This window comes from Streptomyces sp. NPDC047841, from assembly GCF_040704085.1.
Lineage (GTDB): Bacteria > Actinomycetota > Actinomycetes > Streptomycetales > Streptomycetaceae > Streptomyces > Streptomyces argyrophylli.
On sequence record NZ_JBEYRP010000011.1, the window covers coordinates 56,834 to 73,671 of the forward strand.

16 protein-coding genes and 2 pseudogenes are annotated in these 16,838 nt (G+C 73.6%); 8 read left to right on the top strand and 10 right to left on the bottom strand.

Annotated features, from left to right (window positions below):
• Positions 1–5: 5 nt before the first annotated feature.
• A pseudogene (locus AB0947_RS19385) lies at positions 6–713 on the bottom strand (sugar isomerase); the annotation flags it as partial.
• 3 nt (positions 714–716) lie between these two features.
• Between AB0947_RS19385 and AB0947_RS19390 the strand changes: the two are divergent.
• Positions 717–1,289 (top strand): annotated as a pseudogene (locus AB0947_RS19390) (alkaline phosphatase); the annotation flags it as partial.
• Positions 1,290–1,331: 42 nt separating this feature from the next.
• Here the strand turns inward: AB0947_RS19390 and AB0947_RS19395 are convergent.
• Positions 1,332–1,727, bottom strand: a complete 396-nt coding sequence (locus AB0947_RS19395; protein ID WP_366751546.1) for a luciferase family protein — start codon at positions 1,725–1,727, stop codon at positions 1,332–1,334.
• A gap of 230 nt (positions 1,728–1,957) precedes the next feature.
• On the opposite strand from AB0947_RS19395, the gene AB0947_RS19400 reads away from it, so the two are divergent.
• Positions 1,958–3,319 (top strand): C1 family peptidase, encoded by a 1,362-nt coding sequence (locus tag AB0947_RS19400; protein ID WP_366751547.1) that lies wholly within the window; start codon positions 1,958–1,960, stop codon positions 3,317–3,319.
• A gap of 317 nt (positions 3,320–3,636) precedes the next feature.
• On the opposite strand, the gene AB0947_RS19405 is transcribed toward AB0947_RS19400, so the two are convergent.
• A complete protein-coding gene (locus tag AB0947_RS19405) occupies positions 3,637–4,038 on the bottom strand; it encodes a MarR family transcriptional regulator (protein ID WP_366751548.1) in 402 nt (133 codons plus the stop codon).
• Positions 4,039–4,124: 86 nt separating this feature from the next.
• Between AB0947_RS19405 and AB0947_RS19410 the strand changes: the two genes are divergently transcribed.
• Positions 4,125–5,633, top strand: a complete 1,509-nt coding sequence (locus AB0947_RS19410) for an MFS transporter (RefSeq protein WP_366751549.1) — start codon at positions 4,125–4,127, stop codon at positions 5,631–5,633.
• 90 nt (positions 5,634–5,723) lie between these two features.
• Positions 5,724–6,008 carry a DUF6332 family protein gene (locus AB0947_RS19415; RefSeq protein ID WP_366751550.1) on the top strand — a complete coding sequence of 95 codons (285 nt, stop codon included), beginning with the start codon at positions 5,724–5,726 and terminating at the stop codon, positions 6,006–6,008.
• On the opposite strand, the gene AB0947_RS19420 is transcribed toward AB0947_RS19415, so the two are convergent.
• The 4 genes from AB0947_RS19420 to AB0947_RS19435 form a co-directional block, all read right to left on the bottom strand.
• Positions 5,969–6,634, bottom strand: coding sequence for a response regulator transcription factor (locus tag AB0947_RS19420; protein WP_366751551.1), 666 nt, complete (start codon positions 6,632–6,634; stop codon positions 5,969–5,971). The genes AB0947_RS19415 and AB0947_RS19420 overlap by 40 nt on opposite strands.
• Positions 6,631–7,851: a sensor histidine kinase gene (locus AB0947_RS19425; RefSeq protein WP_366751552.1), complete on the bottom strand. Its 1,221-nt coding sequence runs from the start codon at positions 7,849–7,851 to the stop codon at positions 6,631–6,633. The genes AB0947_RS19420 and AB0947_RS19425 overlap by 4 nt, the downstream gene beginning before the upstream one ends.
• A 53-nt stretch (positions 7,852–7,904) precedes the next feature.
• Positions 7,905–8,195 carry a hypothetical protein gene (locus tag AB0947_RS19430; RefSeq protein ID WP_366751553.1) on the bottom strand — a complete coding sequence of 97 codons (291 nt, stop codon included), beginning with the start codon at positions 8,193–8,195 and terminating at the stop codon, positions 7,905–7,907.
• A 103-nt stretch (positions 8,196–8,298) separates the two neighbouring features.
• Positions 8,299–8,991 carry a TetR/AcrR family transcriptional regulator gene (locus AB0947_RS19435; RefSeq protein ID WP_366751554.1) on the bottom strand — a complete coding sequence of 231 codons (693 nt, stop codon included), beginning with the start codon at positions 8,989–8,991 and terminating at the stop codon, positions 8,299–8,301.
• A gap of 146 nt (positions 8,992–9,137) precedes the next feature.
• On the opposite strand from AB0947_RS19435, the gene AB0947_RS19440 reads away from it, so the two are divergent.
• Positions 9,138–9,587, top strand: coding sequence for a nitroreductase family deazaflavin-dependent oxidoreductase (locus AB0947_RS19440; protein WP_366751555.1), 450 nt, complete (start codon positions 9,138–9,140; stop codon positions 9,585–9,587).
• Here AB0947_RS19440 and AB0947_RS19445 read toward each other — a convergent pair.
• Entirely contained in the window at positions 9,577–10,818 is a 1,242-nt protein-coding gene (locus tag AB0947_RS19445) for a geranylgeranyl reductase family protein (protein WP_366751556.1), read from the bottom strand. The two genes, AB0947_RS19440 and AB0947_RS19445, sit on opposite strands and share 11 nt — an antisense overlap.
• Positions 10,819–10,945: 127 nt before the next feature.
• Here AB0947_RS19445 and AB0947_RS19450 point away from each other — a divergent pair, with 127 nt between their 5' ends.
• Together AB0947_RS19450 and AB0947_RS19455 are read left to right on the top strand one after the other, a co-directional pair.
• Positions 10,946–12,301, top strand: coding sequence for a dipeptidase (locus AB0947_RS19450; protein ID WP_366751557.1), 1,356 nt, complete (start codon positions 10,946–10,948; stop codon positions 12,299–12,301).
• Between the two features lie 62 nt (positions 12,302–12,363).
• Positions 12,364–13,098, top strand: a complete 735-nt coding sequence (locus AB0947_RS19455) for an MBL fold metallo-hydrolase (protein ID WP_366751558.1) — start codon at positions 12,364–12,366, stop codon at positions 13,096–13,098.
• On the opposite strand, the gene AB0947_RS19460 is transcribed toward AB0947_RS19455, so the two are convergent.
• Positions 13,068–14,111 (bottom strand): NUDIX domain-containing protein, encoded by a 1,044-nt coding sequence (locus tag AB0947_RS19460; protein ID WP_366751559.1) that lies wholly within the window; start codon positions 14,109–14,111, stop codon positions 13,068–13,070. The genes AB0947_RS19455 and AB0947_RS19460 overlap by 31 nt on opposite strands.
• Positions 14,112–14,265: 154 nt before the next feature.
• Positions 14,266–14,457: a hypothetical protein gene (locus tag AB0947_RS19465; RefSeq protein WP_366751560.1), complete on the bottom strand. Its 192-nt coding sequence runs from the start codon at positions 14,455–14,457 to the stop codon at positions 14,266–14,268.
• A 198-nt stretch (positions 14,458–14,655) separates the two neighbouring features.
• Between AB0947_RS19465 and AB0947_RS19470 the strand changes: the two genes are divergently transcribed.
• The gene (locus tag AB0947_RS19470; protein WP_366751561.1) at positions 14,656–16,686 is read left to right on the top strand and encodes an NPCBM/NEW2 domain-containing protein; all 2,031 of its coding nucleotides are present in this window, start codon (positions 14,656–14,658) and stop codon (positions 16,684–16,686) included.
• The last annotated feature ends 152 nt before the right edge of the window (positions 16,687–16,838 follow it).

Consider the following 16,838-nt stretch of genomic DNA (forward strand, 5'->3'; position numbering starts at 1 on the left):
CGGGTTCAGGGGGCGAGGATCACCGAGCGGGTGAGGTGCCGCGGCCGGTCGGGGTCGAGACCGCGGGCGGCGGCGACGGCGACCGCGAGCCGCTGGACCCGGACGAGTTCGGCGAGGGGGTCGAGCCCGCCCTCGATCCACAGGCCGCCGGTGGCGCGGACCTGGTCGGCGAGTCCCTCGGGCGCGCCCAGCATCCAGGTGGCCGTTCCTCCGGTGGTGACGCTGATCGGGCCGTGCCGGTACTCCATCGCCGGGTAGGACTCGGTCCAGGAGAGGGAGGCCTCGCGCTTCTTCAGCCCGGCCTCGTGGGCCAGTCCGACGGTCCAGCCGCGCCCGAGGAAGGTGAACTGCGCGCACTCCACGAGCCCTTCGGGCAGGGGAGCGGCGAGGGCGGTGCGGGCGTCGGCGACGACGGCGTCGGTGTGCAGGCCGAGGTGGGCGCGCAGGAGGGTGAGCGCGGTGGTCGCGAACCGGGTCTGAACGACGGAGCGTTCGTCGGCGAAGTCGAGGACGACGAGGTCGTCGGCGGCCGACACGACCGGGGTGTCCGGGTCGGCGGTCACGGCGGTGGTGCGGGTCCGCCCCGCCGACTCGCTCAGCAGAGCCAGCACTTCGGTGGTGGTGCCGGACCGGGTGAGGGCGAGGATCCGGTCGTACGGCCGCCCGTGCGGGAACTCGGAGGCGGGGAACGCGTCGGTCTCGCCCTGTCCGGCGCAAAGACGGCCCGGCGCGCCTCGGAGAAGCAGCGCATCGCCAAGGCGGTGGCCGAACTCCTCGCACCGGGCGAGGCGGTGGGACTGACCGGCGGGACCACCACCACGGAGGTCGCCCGGGCGCTGGCCGTGCGCGGTGACCTGGCCACCGGGTCACCGGCGCTCACCGTGGTCACCAACGCGCTCAACATCGCCAACGAGCTCGCCGTACGCCCCCAGTTCAAGATCGTGGTGACGGGCGGGGTGGCGCGTGCGCAGTCGTACGAACTCGTCGGCCCGCTCGCAGACGGGGTGTTGGGCCAGATCACGCTCGACGTGGCGGTGCTGGGTGTCGTCGGCCTCGACGTGACGCACGGGGCGGCGGCGCACGACGAGGCCGAGGCCGCGATCAACCGGCTGCTGTGCGAGCGCGCCGAGCGGGTGGTGGTCGCCGCCGACTCCAGCAAGCTGGGCCGCCGCGCGTTCGCCCGCATCTGCGGGACCGAGCTGGTGGACACGCTGGTGACGGACACGGCGGCGGAACGGGAGACGGTGCGGCGGTTCGAGGAGGCGGGCGTCCGGGTGCTGGCGGTCTGAGACGGCCCCGGCCGGACCGGCCCCCCAGCTTCCGCCGCCGCCTCAGAGACCGCCGAGGTCGGCCTTCACGAACCCCGCGCCGCGCTGGTCGTTGCATCCCGCGACCGCCCGGTCCGCCGGGTCGGGCCACGTCTGGGGGGCCTGGAGCGCCACGCTGACCAGCGTCAGCAGCAGGTCGACGTCGCTCGCGGCGTCCAGGCGCAGGGTGACCCACTGCGAGCCGGGCACGACCCGGATGGCGTCCGAGCCCCGGAGGTCCTTGGCGAACCGCCGGATGGCCCGGTCGGTGAGCCGCAGATCCACGTCACGCTCGGAGTGGAAGTGCGCGATCTCCCCCTGGGCCGACCGCACCGCCTGTCCCAGACCGCAGCTCGGGACGGCCTGTCTCAGGTCCGGCCAGGTCGCCAGTTGCGCGAGCGCGCGCGAGGCCAACGTCATGGGCCCATCATGACGCGCTCACCCGTCCGCAACCAGCTCGTGAGCGAGCATTAACCGACCTGTTTCCGCCGGGCGTTCAGGAATGCGCACAGCAGTCCACGTGCCGAACAGGCCGGCGCCACGGATGGCGGGCGCTGTGCTGCGACACTCCGTTGACTGCGGCCGAACCGCCGTGCGACGGTGAGGGCGCGCTCCCGTCATGAAACCCTGGGAACTGGAGGCGGACCACCGTGACCTTCGGAAACGACGACTCCCGCCGGCCCATGGAGCGCGGTCTGACGCCCGACCAGCGGGAGCTGTTCGAGAAGGATTTCGCCGCTCGCCCGGTGAACCGGCTGATGCAGAACGCGGTCACCCAGACGCCCGTCGACGACGTCGCCCTCGACCGGCGGATACTCACCGGTATCGACCACTCTGTCTCCCACCACCTGGACGACTGGAAGGTCACCGACCAGAAGCAGAGCGGCCGTTGCTGGATGTTCGCGGGGCTCAACCTGCTCAGGGTCGGCGCCGCACGGAAGCTGGGCGTGAAGGACTTCGAGTTCTCGCAGAACTACCTGCTGTGGTGGGACAAGTTCGAGCGGGCGAACCACTTCCTGGAGGCCGTCGTCGAGACCTCCGACCGGGACGTGGACGACCGCACGGTGGCGCACCTGCTGGCGGATCCGATCGGTGACGGCGGCCAGTGGAACATGTTCGTCGCCCTGGTCGCCAAGCACGGCCTGGTCCCCAAGTCGGCCATGCCGGAGACCGACAGCTCCTCCTCGACCCGGGCGATGAACCGGGCCCTGCAGACCCTGCTCCGCCAGGGCGCCCGCGACCTGCGCCGGCTGGCCGCCGAGGGGGTCGGGGCCCAGCGGGGGCACAAGCGGGAGGTGCTGGCCGCCGTCCACCGGGTGCTCAGCATCCATCTCGGCACGCCTCCGCAGCGGTTCCTGTGGCAGTGGGAGGACAGGGACAGGGAGTTCCACCGCGCCGGCTGGCTGACCCCGGCCGAGTTCGCCGCCGAGTACGTCGAGCTGCCGCTGGACGAGTACGTCTGCCTGGTGCACGATCCGCGGGAGTCGAGCCCGGTCGGCCGCACGTTCACCGTCGAGTACCTGGGCAATGTCGTGGACGCCCCGCCGGTGGTCTACCTCAACGCGCCGGTGGAGTTGCTGAAGCGGCTGGCCATGGAGGCGGTCGTCGGCGGCGAGCCGGTGTGGTTCGGCTGCGACGTGGCCAAGATGATGCGCGCGGACGCCGGCGTCTGGGACGCCGCGCTGTTCGACTACGCGGCCGTCTACGACGCCCCGTTCACCCTGGACAAGGCCGACCGGCTGCTGCACCACGATACGCAGATGACCCACGCGATGCTGTTCACCGGCGTCGACGTGGTGGACGGCGACCCGCGCCGCTGGCGGGTGGAGAACAGCTGGGGTGAGGCGAAGGCCGACAAGGGCTTCTGGACCATGAACGACTCGTGGTTCGGCGAGCACGTCTTCGAGATCGCCGTACGCCGCTCCGCCCTCCCGCCGGAGCTGGCCGCCGCCCTCGACCGGCCGCCGATCGTCCTCCCCGCCTGGGACCCCATGGGGGCCCTCGCGCGCTGAGCGCGGCGGCGAGGGCCGCCGCCCCACCCCCGGCCGGTGACGTCCGTGCCGGTGGCCGCCGCGCCGGAGCGCCTCGCGGATCTCCCGCGGCCTGATCGCCGTACCGCGGCCGTCGCCACGGCCGGCGATCCCCGCGCCGTGCCGCTGGGCCGCCGCGAGGTCGCCCCGGCAGGCGCCCCGGACGCCCTCCGACGACAGCCACGACGGCCGACGCCGCCTCCTCGTCCGGGCCCGGCCGCGGCCGAACTCCAAAGGCCGGCCGATCAGTTGCACCTCGCGCCGGCGACCCCCACGGCACCGGCCGGCGCCGGGACCCGTCAGTCCGTCTCGGCCAGCATCCTCGCCAGCACCGCCCGCTGCACCGGCCGCACCTCGCCGTGCAGCGCGCGCCCCTTCGCCGTGAGGGCCACCCGCACCCCGCGCCGGTCCTCCGGGCACATGGCCCGCTCCACCAGGCCGTCCTTCTCCAGCCGGCCGATGAGCCGGGACAGCGCGCTCTGGCTGAGGTGGACCCGGTCGGAGATCTCCTGCACCCGGTAGGCGGAGCCGCCGTCCGCCGCCGCGCCCTCGGCCAGCAGGTCGAGGACCTCGAAGTCACTCGCGCACAGTCCGTGCCCGTGCAGCGCCCGGTCCACTTCGCACTGGGTGCGGGCATGCAGGGCGAGGATGTCCCGCCACTGCTCCACGAGCGCCTGTTCGGGCTGCTTCTTCGCCGCCATGAGCGCACCGTAGCAGAGCGACGCGATTATTGCACCGTCATTAAATGCACTTGCATCTCATGCACACGCATGTAAATGTACGCGGCATGACCTCTCCGCTCACCACGTCCGCGACCCCGTCCCCGGCGGTCCGCTGGACACCCAGACTGTGGGGCACCTTGCTGGTGCTCTGCGCCGCGATGTTCCTGGACGCACTGGACGTGTCGATGGTCGGCGTCGCGCTGCCGTCCATCGGCTCGGATCTCGGCCTGACCACGTCGACCCTGCAATGGGTCGTCAGCGGCTACATCCTCGGTTACGGCGGCCTGCTCCTCCTCGGCGGCCGGACCGCCGACCTGCTCGGCAGGCGTCAGGTGTTCCTGGTGGCGCTCGGCGTCTTCGCACTGGCCTCGCTGCTCGGCGGACTCGTGGACTCCGGACCGCTGCTGATCGCCAGCCGCTTCATCAAGGGCCTGAGCGCGGCCTTCACGGCACCGGCGGGCCTGTCGATCATCACCACGACGTTCCCGGAGGGCCCGCTGCGCAACCGGGCCCTGTCGATCTACACCACCTGCGCCGCCGCCGGCTACTCCATGGGCCTCGTCTTCTCCGGGCTGCTCACCGAGGCCAGCTGGCGGTTCACCATGCTGCTGCCCGCCCCCGTCGCACTCCTCGCCCTGCTCGTGGGCACGAGGCTGCTGCCGCGCAGCGAGCGCGAACGCGACCACGGCGGCTACGACGTCCCGGGTGCCGTCCTCGGCACCGCCTCGATGCTGCTGCTGGTGTTCACCGTCGTCGAGGCGCCCGGGGCCGGGTGGGCCTCCGCCCGGACGCTGCTGTCCTTCGCCGCCGTGGCCGTCATGCTGGTCGCCTTCGTGCTCGTCGAGCTGCGCAGCCCGAGCCCGCTGATCCGGCTCGGGGTGCTGCGCTCCGGGCCGCAGGTCCGGGCCCAGCTGGGCGCGTTGACGTTCGTCGGCAGCTACACCGGGTTCCAGTTCCTGGTCACGCTCTACATGCAGCAGGTGCTGGGCTGGTCGGCCCTGCACACGGCGCTGGCGTTCCTGCCGGCGGGCGCGCTGGTGGCGCTCTCCGCGACCAAGGTCGGGGCCGTCATCGACCGGTTCGGCACCGCGCGGCTGATCGTGGTCGGCTTCGTCCTGCTGGCGGCCGGGTACGTGCTGTTCCTGCGCGTCGACCTGCACCCGGTCTACGCGGCCGTGATCCTGCCGACCATGCTGCTGGTCGGCTCGGGGTTCGCGCTGACCTTCCCGTCCCTCAACGTGCAGGCCACCAACGGCGTGGACGAGCACGAGCAGGGCATGGTCTCCGGCCTGCTGAACACCTCGGTGCAGGTGGGCGGCGCGCTCTTCCTGGCCGTCGTGACGGCGGTGGTGACCGCGCACGCTCCCGCGAAGGCCACCCCGCAGGCCGTCCTGGACAGCTACCGGCCCGGGCTGGTCGTGGTCGCGGCCATGGCCGTCGTGGGACTGCTGCTGTCGCTCACCGGGTTGCGCCGTACCCGCCGGGGACGCTCGGTCGTGGTCGCCAGGTCCACCGCGACCGAGGCGGGCACCGTGACCGAGGCGGACGCGGATCGCGTACCGGTCCGCGACTAGGCGAGACCGGGCGAAGAGGGGGACGCCTCCGCGCGTGCGCCCGGCGGGGACCGCTTGCCCCGCCGGGCGCACGCCTGTGAGACTGACGGGATGTATGCGGACGGGGGACGCCGGAACAAGGCGGAGCGGGACGCGGCGACGGTGGAGACCGGTTACGCGCTCGTCAGCGCCGCGTTCGCTGCGGCGGTGCTGTTCGGGGCCGTGGCCGGTCCCGCGCTCCTCTTCGACCTGCCCGACCTGCCGTCGAAGGTCCTGCCGCGGCTCGGCATGACGGTCGCGGCGGTCGTGTTCGTCGCCCGGGTGATCAGCGTGCTGGTGCGCTTCCGGCGGACGGCTCAGCCCAGCCAGCCGGGCCGTACCAGCCCCGACTCGTAGGCGAGGACGACGAGTTGGGCACGGTCCCGGACGCCCAGCTTCACCATGGTCCGGCTCACGTGCGTCTTGGCCGTGAGCGGGCTGACCACCAGCCGGCGGGCGATCTCCTCGTTGGACAGGCCGATGCCCACCAGTGCCATCACCTCCCGTTCCCGCTCGGTGAGCCGGGCGAGCGCGTCCGCGGCCGCGGGCTGCTTGGACCGCGCCGCGAACTCGGCGATCAGCCGGCGCGTGACACCCGGCGACAGCAGTGCGTCCCCCTCGACCACCGCCCGTACCGCGCGCAGGAGTTCCTCCGGCTCGGTGTCCTTCACCAGGAAGCCGGAGGCACCCGCGCGGATCGCCTCGAAGACGTACTCGTCCAGTTCGAAGGTGGTGAGCACGACCACCTTCACGTCCGCCGACCCGGGGTCGGAGGTGAGGCGCCGGGTCGCGGCCAGACCGTCCAGCAGCGGCATGCGGATGTCCATGAGCACGACGTCCGGCCGCAGTTCGCGCACCCGGCGCAGCGCCTCCTCGCCGTCGGCCGCCTCACCGGCCACCTCGATGTCCGGCTGGGCGTCGAGCAGCGCCCGGAAACCGGCGCGCACCAGCGACTGGTCGTCGGCGAGCAGTACCCGGATCACCGGTCCTCCCCGAGGTGCGAGGGCAGGACGGCGAGCACCCGGAAGCCGCCGTCGGGGCGCGTGCCCGCCTCGACGGTGCCACCCAGCGCGGCGGCCCGCTCCCGCATGCCGGCCAGCCCGTTGCCGCCGCCCCCGGCGTCCGCGCCGGTCGCCGGTCCGTCGTCGTCGATGCGCAGCCGCAGGACGCCGTCGGCGTACGCGAAACACACGCGCGCGTGCCGTGATCCGGAGTGGCGTACGACGTTGGTGAGGGCCTCCTGCACGATGCGGAAGGCGGCCAGGTCGGCGCCGGGCGGCAGCCGGGGCGGCTCGCCCTCGGTCTCGACGGTCAGGCCGGCCGCCGCGGCCTGCTCCACCAGTTCCGGCAGCCGGTCCAGGCCGGGCGCGGGAGCGCGCGGCGCGGCGCCCGGGGCGCGCAGGGTGCCGAGGACCTGGCGCACCTCGCCGAGCGCCTCCTTGCTGGCGGCCTTGATGGTGGTGAGCGCGGCCCGCGCCTGCTCGGGGTCGCCGTCCAGCAGCGCGAGTCCCATGCTCGCCTGGACGTTGATGACGGAGATGCTGTGGGCGAGGACGTCGTGCAGTTCGCGGGCGATGCGCAGCCGCTCCTCGTCCGCGCGCCGCCGTGCGGCCTCCGCGCGGTCCGCGCGCTCCCGTGCCCACTGCTCGCGCCGCACCCGGGCCAGTTCGGCGAGGGCGACGACGGCCAGCACCCAGGTGGCGACGACGATCTCCTGGCCGATGCCCGCGCCGTGGTCGCCGGCGGGCGGCAGCCACCGGTACAGCCAGAGCGCGACCAGGACGTGTCCCGCCCACAGCAGGGCCACGGCGGCCCAGGCCGCCCGCCGGTGCCCGGCGGCGACCGCGCCGAAGCAGCCGACCGCCACGGTGAGGAAGACCGGTCCGTAAGGGTGGCCGAGGGCCAGATAGGCCAGGGCCGCAGCGGCCGTCCCGAACGCCACCGCCACCGGGTGGCGGTGCCGCCACAGCAGCGGGACCGAGGCGGCGAGCAACAGCACGCGCGCGTAGCCGTCGAGCGGCACCCGGTCCGGCTGGCCGTGCGCCGCGAAGTCGCTCCCGGCCAGCACGAACGCGGTGATGAGCACGGTGGAACGCCACGGCAGCCGGGCGCGGTGCGCCTCGGCGCGGTCCGGGCGCTTCCACCCCGGCGGCCCGTACCGCCCCCAGTGCGGGGGGCCGCCGCCCTGCTGCTCGTCCATGCGGGCCACGCTAGACGCCGACGCGCCGGGACGGCGTCAGCCGGGCGAGGTGATCAGGAGTACTCCCCGGGGAGTACGCGGCCCAGGACGCCGGGGCGACGCGGCTCGCGGGGGGCGCGGCGGGGCGGCTCGCTGGGCGCGGGGAGGGGCATGCTGCCGGACGGGTCCCCGCGCCCCGGGTGCCGGCGGACAGCCGCACCGCCGCGCCGGGCGGCCGTACGGCGCCGGGCCGGCCCGGGCCGGGGCGGTACGCGGCGGACGCGGGCCGGCACTGGCACTGGCACCAGCACCAGCACCAGCACCAGCACCAGCACCAGCACCAGCACCAGCACCAGCACCAGCAAGGAACACGTCGAGCGTCTCGACGGTCACGGCAGCCACGGCCGACCCGTGGCCCGCCCGGCAAGGCACCCCGCCCGAGCCACCCCGCAGCAGGCAACGCCTCGCTCAGCCCCGCCCCAGACCCACCCCCTCCGCCAGTCGGCCGGCCGCGTGGCGGAAGAACGCCTCCCGGTCCTCCACCACCCGGTTGAACTGGCCGAACAGCTCGAAGCCGATCAGTCCGAACAGCTGGGCCCAGGCCGCCACCAGTGCCACCGCGGCCTCCGGCGGCACGTCGGGGGCGAAGTCGGCGGCCATGCGCGCGCCCTCGGGACGCAGGCCGGCCGGGAGGGAGAGCGGGGTGAGGCCTGGACCTTCGTGGGCGTCCCGCACGATGCCGATGAAGACCATGCCGACGCGGGCCGCGGCCGGGACGGTGGTCTCGGGGGCGGAGTAACCGGGCACGGGCGAGCCGTAGATCAGCGCGTACTCGTGCGGATGGGCGAGCGCCCAGTCGCGTACCGCCGCGCACACGGCGGTCCAGCGGTCCGGCGGCGGGGTGTCGGCCGCCGCGTCCCGGGCCCGCTCGGCCGCCTCGCCGACGGAGTCGTACGCGTCGATGATCAGGGCGGTCAGCAGCTCGTCCCGGCTGGGGAAGTAGCGGTACAGCGCCGACGAGACCATGCCCAGCTCGCGGGCCACGGCCCGCAGGGAGAGCTTGGCCGCGCCCTCCGCCGCCAGCTGTCTGCGTGCCGCCTCCTTGATGGCCGCGGTGACTTCCTGCCTGGCCCGCGCGCGGGCACCCTGTGCGGTGGTCATGCCAGCAGTGTGCCACGCGGAGAGAGCGGTGCACACAGGCGAGAGCGGCGCCCAAAAAGGAGAGCGCCGCTCTTGCTCTAGAGCACCCGTCTCCCCCACACTGGAGTCAACCGAGAGCACCGCTCTCTCAAACCGTGGGGGTCTCCATGCCGACACACGTCGTCAAGCCGGGCTGGTTCACCGTCAACGTCTTCAACCGGGCCGTCTCCTGGCTCACCCGGCGCGGCATCAGCATCTGGGGCTCCCGGGTCCTCGCGGTGCGGGGGCGCAAGAGCGGGCAGTGGCGCACCACGCCGGTCAACCTGCTGACGGTGGACGGGCAGCAGTACCTGCTCGCCCCGCGCGGCCACGTCCAGTGGACCCGGAACATGCGCGCGGCCGGCGGCGGCGAGCTGCGGCTCGGCAAGAACGTGGACGTCTTCACCGCGGCCGAGGTCGCCGACGACGACAAGGTCCCGCTGCTGCGGGCCTACCTCAAGCGCTGGAAGGCGGAGGTCGGGGTCTTCTTCAACGGCGTCGGCCCCGACTCCCCGGACGCGGAGCTGCGCCGGATCGCCCCCGACCACCCGGTCTTCCGCATCACCGTCACGAACTGACGGGCTCCTCCGCCGGGGCCGCCTGGCTCCGGTCGAACGCGGCCAGCGCGCGCTGGGCGATCGGGTGGGAGCGGACCAGCTCGCCCAGCGAGGTCGAGCCCTGGGTGATGTCCCGGAACGCCCGCCAGGCCGGGCGGAACCCGGTGAGGGCCGCGTGGAAGAGACCGGGGCGCTTCTCGAACACCGCGAGCATCCGCTTGCCGACGCTCATCTCGACGCCGAGCCCCGCCTTGATGGCGAACGCGTAGTTCAGGGCCTGGCGGCGGGTGTCGACGGCGTCGTGCGCCTCGGCGATCCGGACCGCCCACTCCCCCGCCAGCCGGCCCGAGCGCAGCGCGAAGGAGATGCCCTCGCGGGTCCACGGCTCCAGCAGGCCGGCCGCGTCCCCGCAGACCAGCACCCGGCCCCGGGACAGCGGCGAGTCGTCGGCGCGGCAGCGGGTCAGGTGCCCGGAGGAGATGGCGGGCTCGAAGCCGGCGAGGCCCAGCCGGGCGATGAAGTCCTCCAGGTACCGCTTGGTGGCGGCGCCCTGACCGCGCGCGGAGATCACGCCGACCGTCAGCGTGTCGCCCTTCGGGAAGACCCAGCCGTAACTGCCCGGCATCGGGCCCCAGTCGATGAGGACCCGGCCCTTCCAGTCCTCGGCGACCGTCTCCGGCACCGGGATCTCCGCCTCCAGGCCGAGGTCGACCTGGTCGAGCTTCACACCGACGTGGGCCCCTATCCGGCTGGCGCTGCCGTCGGCGCCGACGACCGCGCGGGCCAGCACGGTCTCCCCGCCCTGGAGGACGACGGCGACCGTGCGCCGGTCCGGCACCGCCGAACCGTGCTGCTCCACCCGCTGCACGGTGACTCCCGTACGCAGCTCGGCCCCCGCCTTCTGGGCGTGCTCGACCAGCTGCTGGTCGAACTCGGGGCGGTTGATCAGCCCGAACAGCATCTGCTTGGAGCGGCGGGTGCGGGTGAAGCGGCCGTTGTTGGAGAAGGTGACCGCGTGCACCCGGTCCTGGAAGGGCAGCTCGAAGCCGGGCGGCAGCGCGTCGCGCGAGGGACCGATGATGCCGCCGCCGCACGTCTTGTAACGGGGCAACTCGGCCTTCTCCAGCAACAGCACGCGCCGTCCCGCGACCGCCGCCGCGTAGGCGGCCGAGGCGCCCGCGGGGCCCGCGCCCACCACGACGACGTCCCAGACCCGCTGCACGTCGTCCGCCGAAGAGTTCTCGCCGCTCACGATGGTCTACCGCTCCGATCAAGCCGTTGCCGAGTGTCCTGTCGCATCCTACGGCGGCCGTCCGCGCAGGCCACTGTGGGAGGATCGGTCTACGCCGTACAACGTCGCACCTACGAGGAGCGTGCCCATGCCGTCGAATCCGGTCGCCGAGACCGTCGCCTCGCTGCTGCCCCGGGCGAAGGCGGAGCTGACCGAACTGGTCGCCTTCAAGTCGGTGGCGGACTTCACGCAGTTCCCGAAGAGCGAGAGCGACGCCGCCGCGGGCTGGATAGCCGACGCCCTGCGCGCCGAGGGCTTCACGGACGTGGCCCTGCTGGACACCCCGGACGGCACGCGGTCCGTGTACGGCCGCCTCCCGGGCCCGGAGGGTGCGAAAACGGTTCTCCTGTACGCGCACTACGACGTGCAGCCCCCGCTGGACGAGGCCGGCTGGGCCACCCCGCCGTTCGAGCTGACCGAGCGGGACGGCCGCTGGTACGGCCGCGGGACCGCCGACTGCAAGGGCGGCTTCATCATGCACCTGCTCGCGCTGCGCGCCCTCAAGGCGAACGGCGGCGTCCCGGTGCACGTGAAGGTGATCGTGGAGGGCTCGGAGGAGCAGGGCACGGGCGGCCTGGAGCGGTACGCCGAGCAGCACCCCGAGCTGCTGGAGGCGGACACGATCGTCATCGGTGACGCGGGCAACTTCCGGGCCGGCCTGCCGACCGTGACCACCACGCTGCGCGGGATGACCCTGCTCCGGGTGCGGATCGACACCCTGGCCGGCAACCTGCACTCGGGCCAGTTCGGCGGCGCCGCACCGGACGCGCTGGCCGCGCTGATCCGGGTGCTGGACTCGCTGCGCGCCGAGGACGGCTCCACCACGGTGGACGGCCTGGACGCCACGGCCGGGTGGGACGGCCTGGAGTACGACGAGGAGCAGTTCCGCGCGGACGCCAAGGTGCTGGACGGGGTCGGGCTGATCGGTGACGGTTCGGTCGCCGACCGCATCTGGGCCCGCCCGGCGGTCACCGTCCTCGGCATCGACTGCCCGCCGGTCGTGGGCGCCACCCCGTCGGTGCAGTCGAGCGCCCGCGCCCTGGTCAGCCTGCGGGTGCCGCCGGGCGTGGACGCGGCGGAGGCCGGCAAGCTGCTCCAGGCGCACATCGAGGCGCACACCCCGTGGGGCGCCCGGGTCAGCACCGAGCAGATCGGCCAGGGCCAGCCGTTCCGCGCCGACACCTCCAGCCCCGCCTACCAGGCGATGGCCGACGCGATGGCGGTGGCCTACCCCGGCGAGACCATGAGTTACGCGGGCCAGGGCGGCTCCATCCCGCTGTGCAACACGCTCGCCGGTCTCTACCCGCAGGCGGAGATCCTGCTCATCGGGCTGAGCGAGCCGGAGGCGCAGATCCACGCGGTCAACGAGAGCGTCTCCCCCGAGGAGCTGGAGCGGCTGTCGGTCGCGGAGGCGCTGTTCCTGCGCAACTACGCGGCGAGCTGAACCGTTCTGCCCGGGGCAGAGGGCCCTCGCCACCCGGCGGGGGCCCTTCCTACGGTCGGCGCATGGACGTCATCGAACTGCTGCCCCGCCTGCACCTGTTGCGCTTCCCGGTCGGCCAGGCCTACCTCTGGCGCGACGGCGGCGAACTGACCCTGATCGACGCGGGCCTGACCGGCTCCGGCCGGACGATCGCCGGCGCGGTCACCGCTCTGGGGCGGACCCCGCGGGACGTACGACGCGTCGTCCTGACCCATTTCCACGAGGACCACGTGGGCGGGGCGGGCGAGTTCGCCGCGCTGAGCGGGGCCGAGGTGCTGGCGCACCCTCTGGACGCCCCCTTCGTGCGGGGTGAGCGGCCCGGTCCGGCGCCGCGCTTCGAGGAGTGGGAGCTGCCAATCCACGCGGAGGCGGCCCGGCACCTGCCCGAGGGCCCTCGGGTGCCCCCGGCCGCCCTCACCGAGGTGACGGACACAGACGTGCTCGGCTTCGGCGGCGGGGCGCGGGTGGTGCACGTCCCGGGCCACACCGACGGCAGCATCGCGCTGTTCCTGCCCGCGCACGGCGTGCTCTTCACCGGGGACACGGTGGCGGCGGCACCGGACGACGGGACGCCGGTGGCGGGGGTGTTCAACCTGGACCGGGCCCGGCTGCTCGCCTCGATCGGACGGTTGGCGGACCTCGGGGCGGAGGTGGCCTGCTTCGGCCACGGCGATCCGGTGCTGAGCGGCGCCACCGCCGCGCTCCGCTCGATCGTCGCGGCGCCGGGTCAGCCGACCGGTACGCCCGCCTCCAGGTAGAGCGCGCTGCCCCGCTCCCGGGCGCGCAGCGCCCAGCGCAGCCGCTCGTACCGGACGGGGGGCAGCATCGAGGCGGCCTCCTGTTCCGTGGCGAACCGCCAGGCGCGCAGTTCCGGGCCGGGCAGCAGCACCCGGGACGCCTCCCCGGACCCCAGCCGGCCCCCGTCGAACAGCAGCCGCAGCCCGCCGAAGCCGGGCGGGACGGGCCGCTCCCAGTCCACGACGAGCAGCCGGGGCACCTCCCTCAGCTGTATCCCGGTCTCCTCGGCCACCTCGCGCATCCCGGCGCGGGCCGGGGCCTCGCCCCGTTCCACCACACCACCGGGGAACTCCCAGCCGGGCTTGTACGTGGGGTCGACCAGCAGGACCCGGTCGTGCTCGTCGAAGAGCAGCACGCCGGCGGCGAGCGTCTCGGCGGTCGGCTCGGGGGTCTGGACGATGTCGCAGGCGGGCACGGCCCCGGCGCCGACGGCGTCGGCGATGCGGACGGCGGTCTCGTACGGGGTGAGGTCGCTGGTGTCGACCGGGTGGGCGTCGGCGGTGAGCCAGGAGGCGAGGGCGGCGCGGTACGGCTCGATGTGGTCGTACGACCACTGCCGTACGCGTATCTCGCCGTCGGGCAGGTCGGGCGGGATCTCCCGCCCGGCTATCCGCTCGCGCAGGATCGTTTCGGCCGGGGCCAGCAGCAGATGGTGCACGGCGATCCGGCGGGCGGCGAGAGCACCGAAGATCTCGTCCCGGTACTCCTGGCGGAGCAGGGTCATGGGCACGACGAGGGTGCCGCCCAGCTCGGCGAGCATCGCGGCGGCGGTGTCGACCACCATCCGGCGCCAGATCGGCAGGTCCTGGAAGTCGCCGACCTCGGCCAGGCGCTTGGGCGGCAGCAGGTGCGTGAGCGCCCCGCCGATGACCTCGGGGTCGAAGAGCGCGCTGTTCGGGATCAGTTCGATCAGTTCGCGTGCCGTGGTGGTCTTTCCCGCACCGAACGCGCCGTTGATCCAGACGACGGTCACGGACTCCCCCTCCTGTGTCGGCCCCCTGAGGCTTGCCCGCTCCACCCTGCCACGGAAACCCCCTCCCGTTGAGGGCGCCTGTCCGCGCGCACACGGGAGTGCCGGCGCCCCCTGCGGCGGGGACACCGGCACGCACGCCGTACGCCGTCGGGGGTTACTCGTGTCCGAGCGCGCCGTGGTCGACGTCCAGGCTGTCCTGGGCGACGAGGTGGCCGGCCGAGTCGAGGGTGTCCGAGACGTTGAGGTCGCCGAGGGGTGCCTGGTCCGCCGCGTGGGACGGGGTGACGGCGGCCACGACGAAACCGGCGGCGAGGGTGGCGAGGGCGAGCATGCTGCGCTTCTTCATGCGCTGATCAACTGCGCGGAGGGGGCAGGAGTCACGCTGTGGCTCGCGCGCACCAGGGCCGAGGTCTCCCCCAAACAAACACAGCCGAACATCCGACAGCCCTCTTCCAACACAGTCAGACACGTCCTACCGTAAACGCGCACTGATGACGCGTACACGCAGTCATCCCGGTTATCGCGAGTCGGAGGAACGTCGACGATGCGTCACCCTCACACCCGCACGACCCGCACCACACGCCGAAGAGTTGCCGGAGCGCTCACCGCCGCGCTGCTGTGCGCGGCGGGCCTCGCCACCCCCGCCCTGGCGGCGCCCGCCCGGACCCCCGCCGCGCCCGCCCTCGCCGACGGGCTCGCCCTCACCCCGCCGATGGGCTTCAACAACTGGAACTCCACCCACTGCCGCGCCGAGTTCAACGCGTCCATGGTCGAGGGCATCGCGGACCTCTTCGTGGAGAAGGGCCTGAAGGCCGCGGGCTACCGGTACGTCAACCTGGACGACTGCTGGGCCCTGCCCGATCGTGACGCGAACGGCAAGCTGGTGCCCGACCCGGCCCGCTTCCCCGACGGCATCAAGGCGGTCGCGGACTACGTCCACGCCAAGGGCCTCAAGCTCGGCATCTACACCAGCGCCGGCACCAAGACCTGCGACAGCACCGGCTTCCCGGGCGCCCTGGGCCACGAGTACAGCGACGCACGGCAGTTCGCCGACTGGGGCGTGGACTACCTCAAGTACGACAACTGCAACAACCAGGGCGTGGACGCCCAGCAGCGCTACCGGACCATGCGGGACGCGCTGAAGGCGACCGGGCGGCCCATCGTCTACAGCATCTGCGAGTGGGGGCAGAACAAGCCCTGGGAGTGGGCCTCGGACGTCGGCCACCTGTGGCGGACCACCGGCGACATCAGCGACAACTGGGGCTCGATGCTGTCGATCCTGAAGCAGAACCTCCCGCTCGCCCCCTACGCCGGCCCCGGTCACTGGAACGACCCCGACATGCTGGAGGTCGGCAACGGCGGCATGACGGACACCGAGTACCGCTCGCACTTCTCGCTCTGGTCGGTGATGGCCGCGCCCCTGCTCATCGGCACCGACCTGCGCAAGGCGACCCCGGCGACCTACGACATCCTGGGCAACGAGGAGGTCATCGCCGTCGACCAGGACCCGCTCGGCAAGCAGGGCACTGTCGTCTCCTCCGGGGGCGGGCGCTGGGCCGTCGCCAAGGAGATGGAGGACGGCAGCCGCGCGGTGGCCCTCTTCAACGAGTCCGGCACCGCCCAGCGGATCGCCACCAGCGCGCGTGCCGTCGGCCTGCCGGACGCCGGCGCCTACGCCCTGCGGGACCTGTGGCAGCACCGCACGTACAACACCGCCGGCGCCATCGCCGCCACCGTCCCGGCGCACGGCACGGTCCTGCTGCGCGTCGCGGCCGATCCGCGCTGGGCCGCCCACCCGCCGGCCGTCGAACTCGGCCTGGACGGCAGCACGCTGCTGGAGGCGGCCCGCCCGGCCACGCTCACCAGCACCGTCACCGACCTCGGCCGGACACCCGCGCGACGGGTCTCCGTGTCGCTGACCGGCCCCGCCGGCTGGACGGTACGGCCCACCTCGGCGACCTCGGCCTCCGCGCTCGCCCCCGGCGGGACGCTGCGCACCGGCTGGCAGGTGACCGCGCCGTCCGGAACCCCGGCCGGCTCCTACGGCCTCACGCTCACGACGAACTACCGCTCGCCGTCCGGCACACCGGTCACCAGCACCCTTGCGCTGGCCGCGTCCGTCGTCGTACCGCCGCCCGCCGGGACGTCGTACCTCGGTGATCTGCCGTGGCTGTCGGCGACCAACGGCTGGGGGCCGGTGGAGCGGAACACCAGCAACGGGGAGAGCGCCGCCGGCGACGGCAACCCGCTCACCATCGGCGGGACGGTGTACGCCAAGGGGCTCGGCGTCCACGCGCCCAGCGACATCTCCTTCTACACCGGCAAGGCCTGCGAGAAGGTCACGGCGGAGGTCGGCGTGGACGACGAGAAGGGCACGAAGGGCACCGTCGCCTTCGAGATCTGGGCGGACGGAACGAAGGCCGCGTCCACCGGCGTCCTCACCAACGCGATGCCCGCCCAGCCGCTCACCGCCGACGTCACCGGCGCCCAGGTGGTACGGCTGGTCGTCACGGACGGGAACGACGGCGTCGACTCGGACCACGCGGACTGGGCAGACGCCCGCCTCACCTGCTGATCCCGCAACTCCACCGGACGCCGACCTGGGGGCTGGACCCGGGCTTCACCGGGAGCCGGCGCCGGCCCCTGGGCTCGGCCGGGAACCGGGCCCGGGGCTCCGCCGACTCACCAGTCGACCCCGCCAATCCCCCGCCCAGAGCCGCATCCACG

Bases quoted from the DNA above. Each gene is read 5' to 3' on its own strand.
- AB0947_RS19450 (WP_366751557.1), top strand. From the start codon at position 10,946: ATGCCGTCGAATCCGGTCGCCGAGACCGTCGCCTCGCTGCTGCCCCGG.
- AB0947_RS19425 (WP_366751552.1), bottom strand. From the start codon at position 7,851: ATGGACGAGCAGCAGGGCGGCGGCCCCCCGCACTGGGGGCGGTACGGG.
- AB0947_RS19410 (WP_366751549.1), top strand. From the start codon at position 4,125: ATGACCTCTCCGCTCACCACGTCCGCGACCCCGTCCCCGGCGGTCCGC.
- AB0947_RS19470 (WP_366751561.1), top strand. From the start codon at position 14,656: ATGCGTCACCCTCACACCCGCACGACCCGCACCACACGCCGAAGAGTT.
- AB0947_RS19455 (WP_366751558.1), top strand. From the start codon at position 12,364: ATGGACGTCATCGAACTGCTGCCCCGCCTGCACCTGTTGCGCTTCCCG.
- AB0947_RS19465 (WP_366751560.1), bottom strand. From the start codon at position 14,457: ATGAAGAAGCGCAGCATGCTCGCCCTCGCCACCCTCGCCGCCGGTTTC.
- AB0947_RS19415 (WP_366751550.1), top strand. From the start codon at position 5,724: ATGTATGCGGACGGGGGACGCCGGAACAAGGCGGAGCGGGACGCGGCG.
- AB0947_RS19440 (WP_366751555.1), top strand. From the start codon at position 9,138: ATGCCGACACACGTCGTCAAGCCGGGCTGGTTCACCGTCAACGTCTTC.
- AB0947_RS19405 (WP_366751548.1), bottom strand. From the start codon at position 4,038: ATGGCGGCGAAGAAGCAGCCCGAACAGGCGCTCGTGGAGCAGTGGCGG.
- AB0947_RS19395 (WP_366751546.1), bottom strand. From the start codon at position 1,727: ATGACGTTGGCCTCGCGCGCGCTCGCGCAACTGGCGACCTGGCCGGAC.
- AB0947_RS19435 (WP_366751554.1), bottom strand. From the start codon at position 8,991: ATGACCACCGCACAGGGTGCCCGCGCGCGGGCCAGGCAGGAAGTCACC.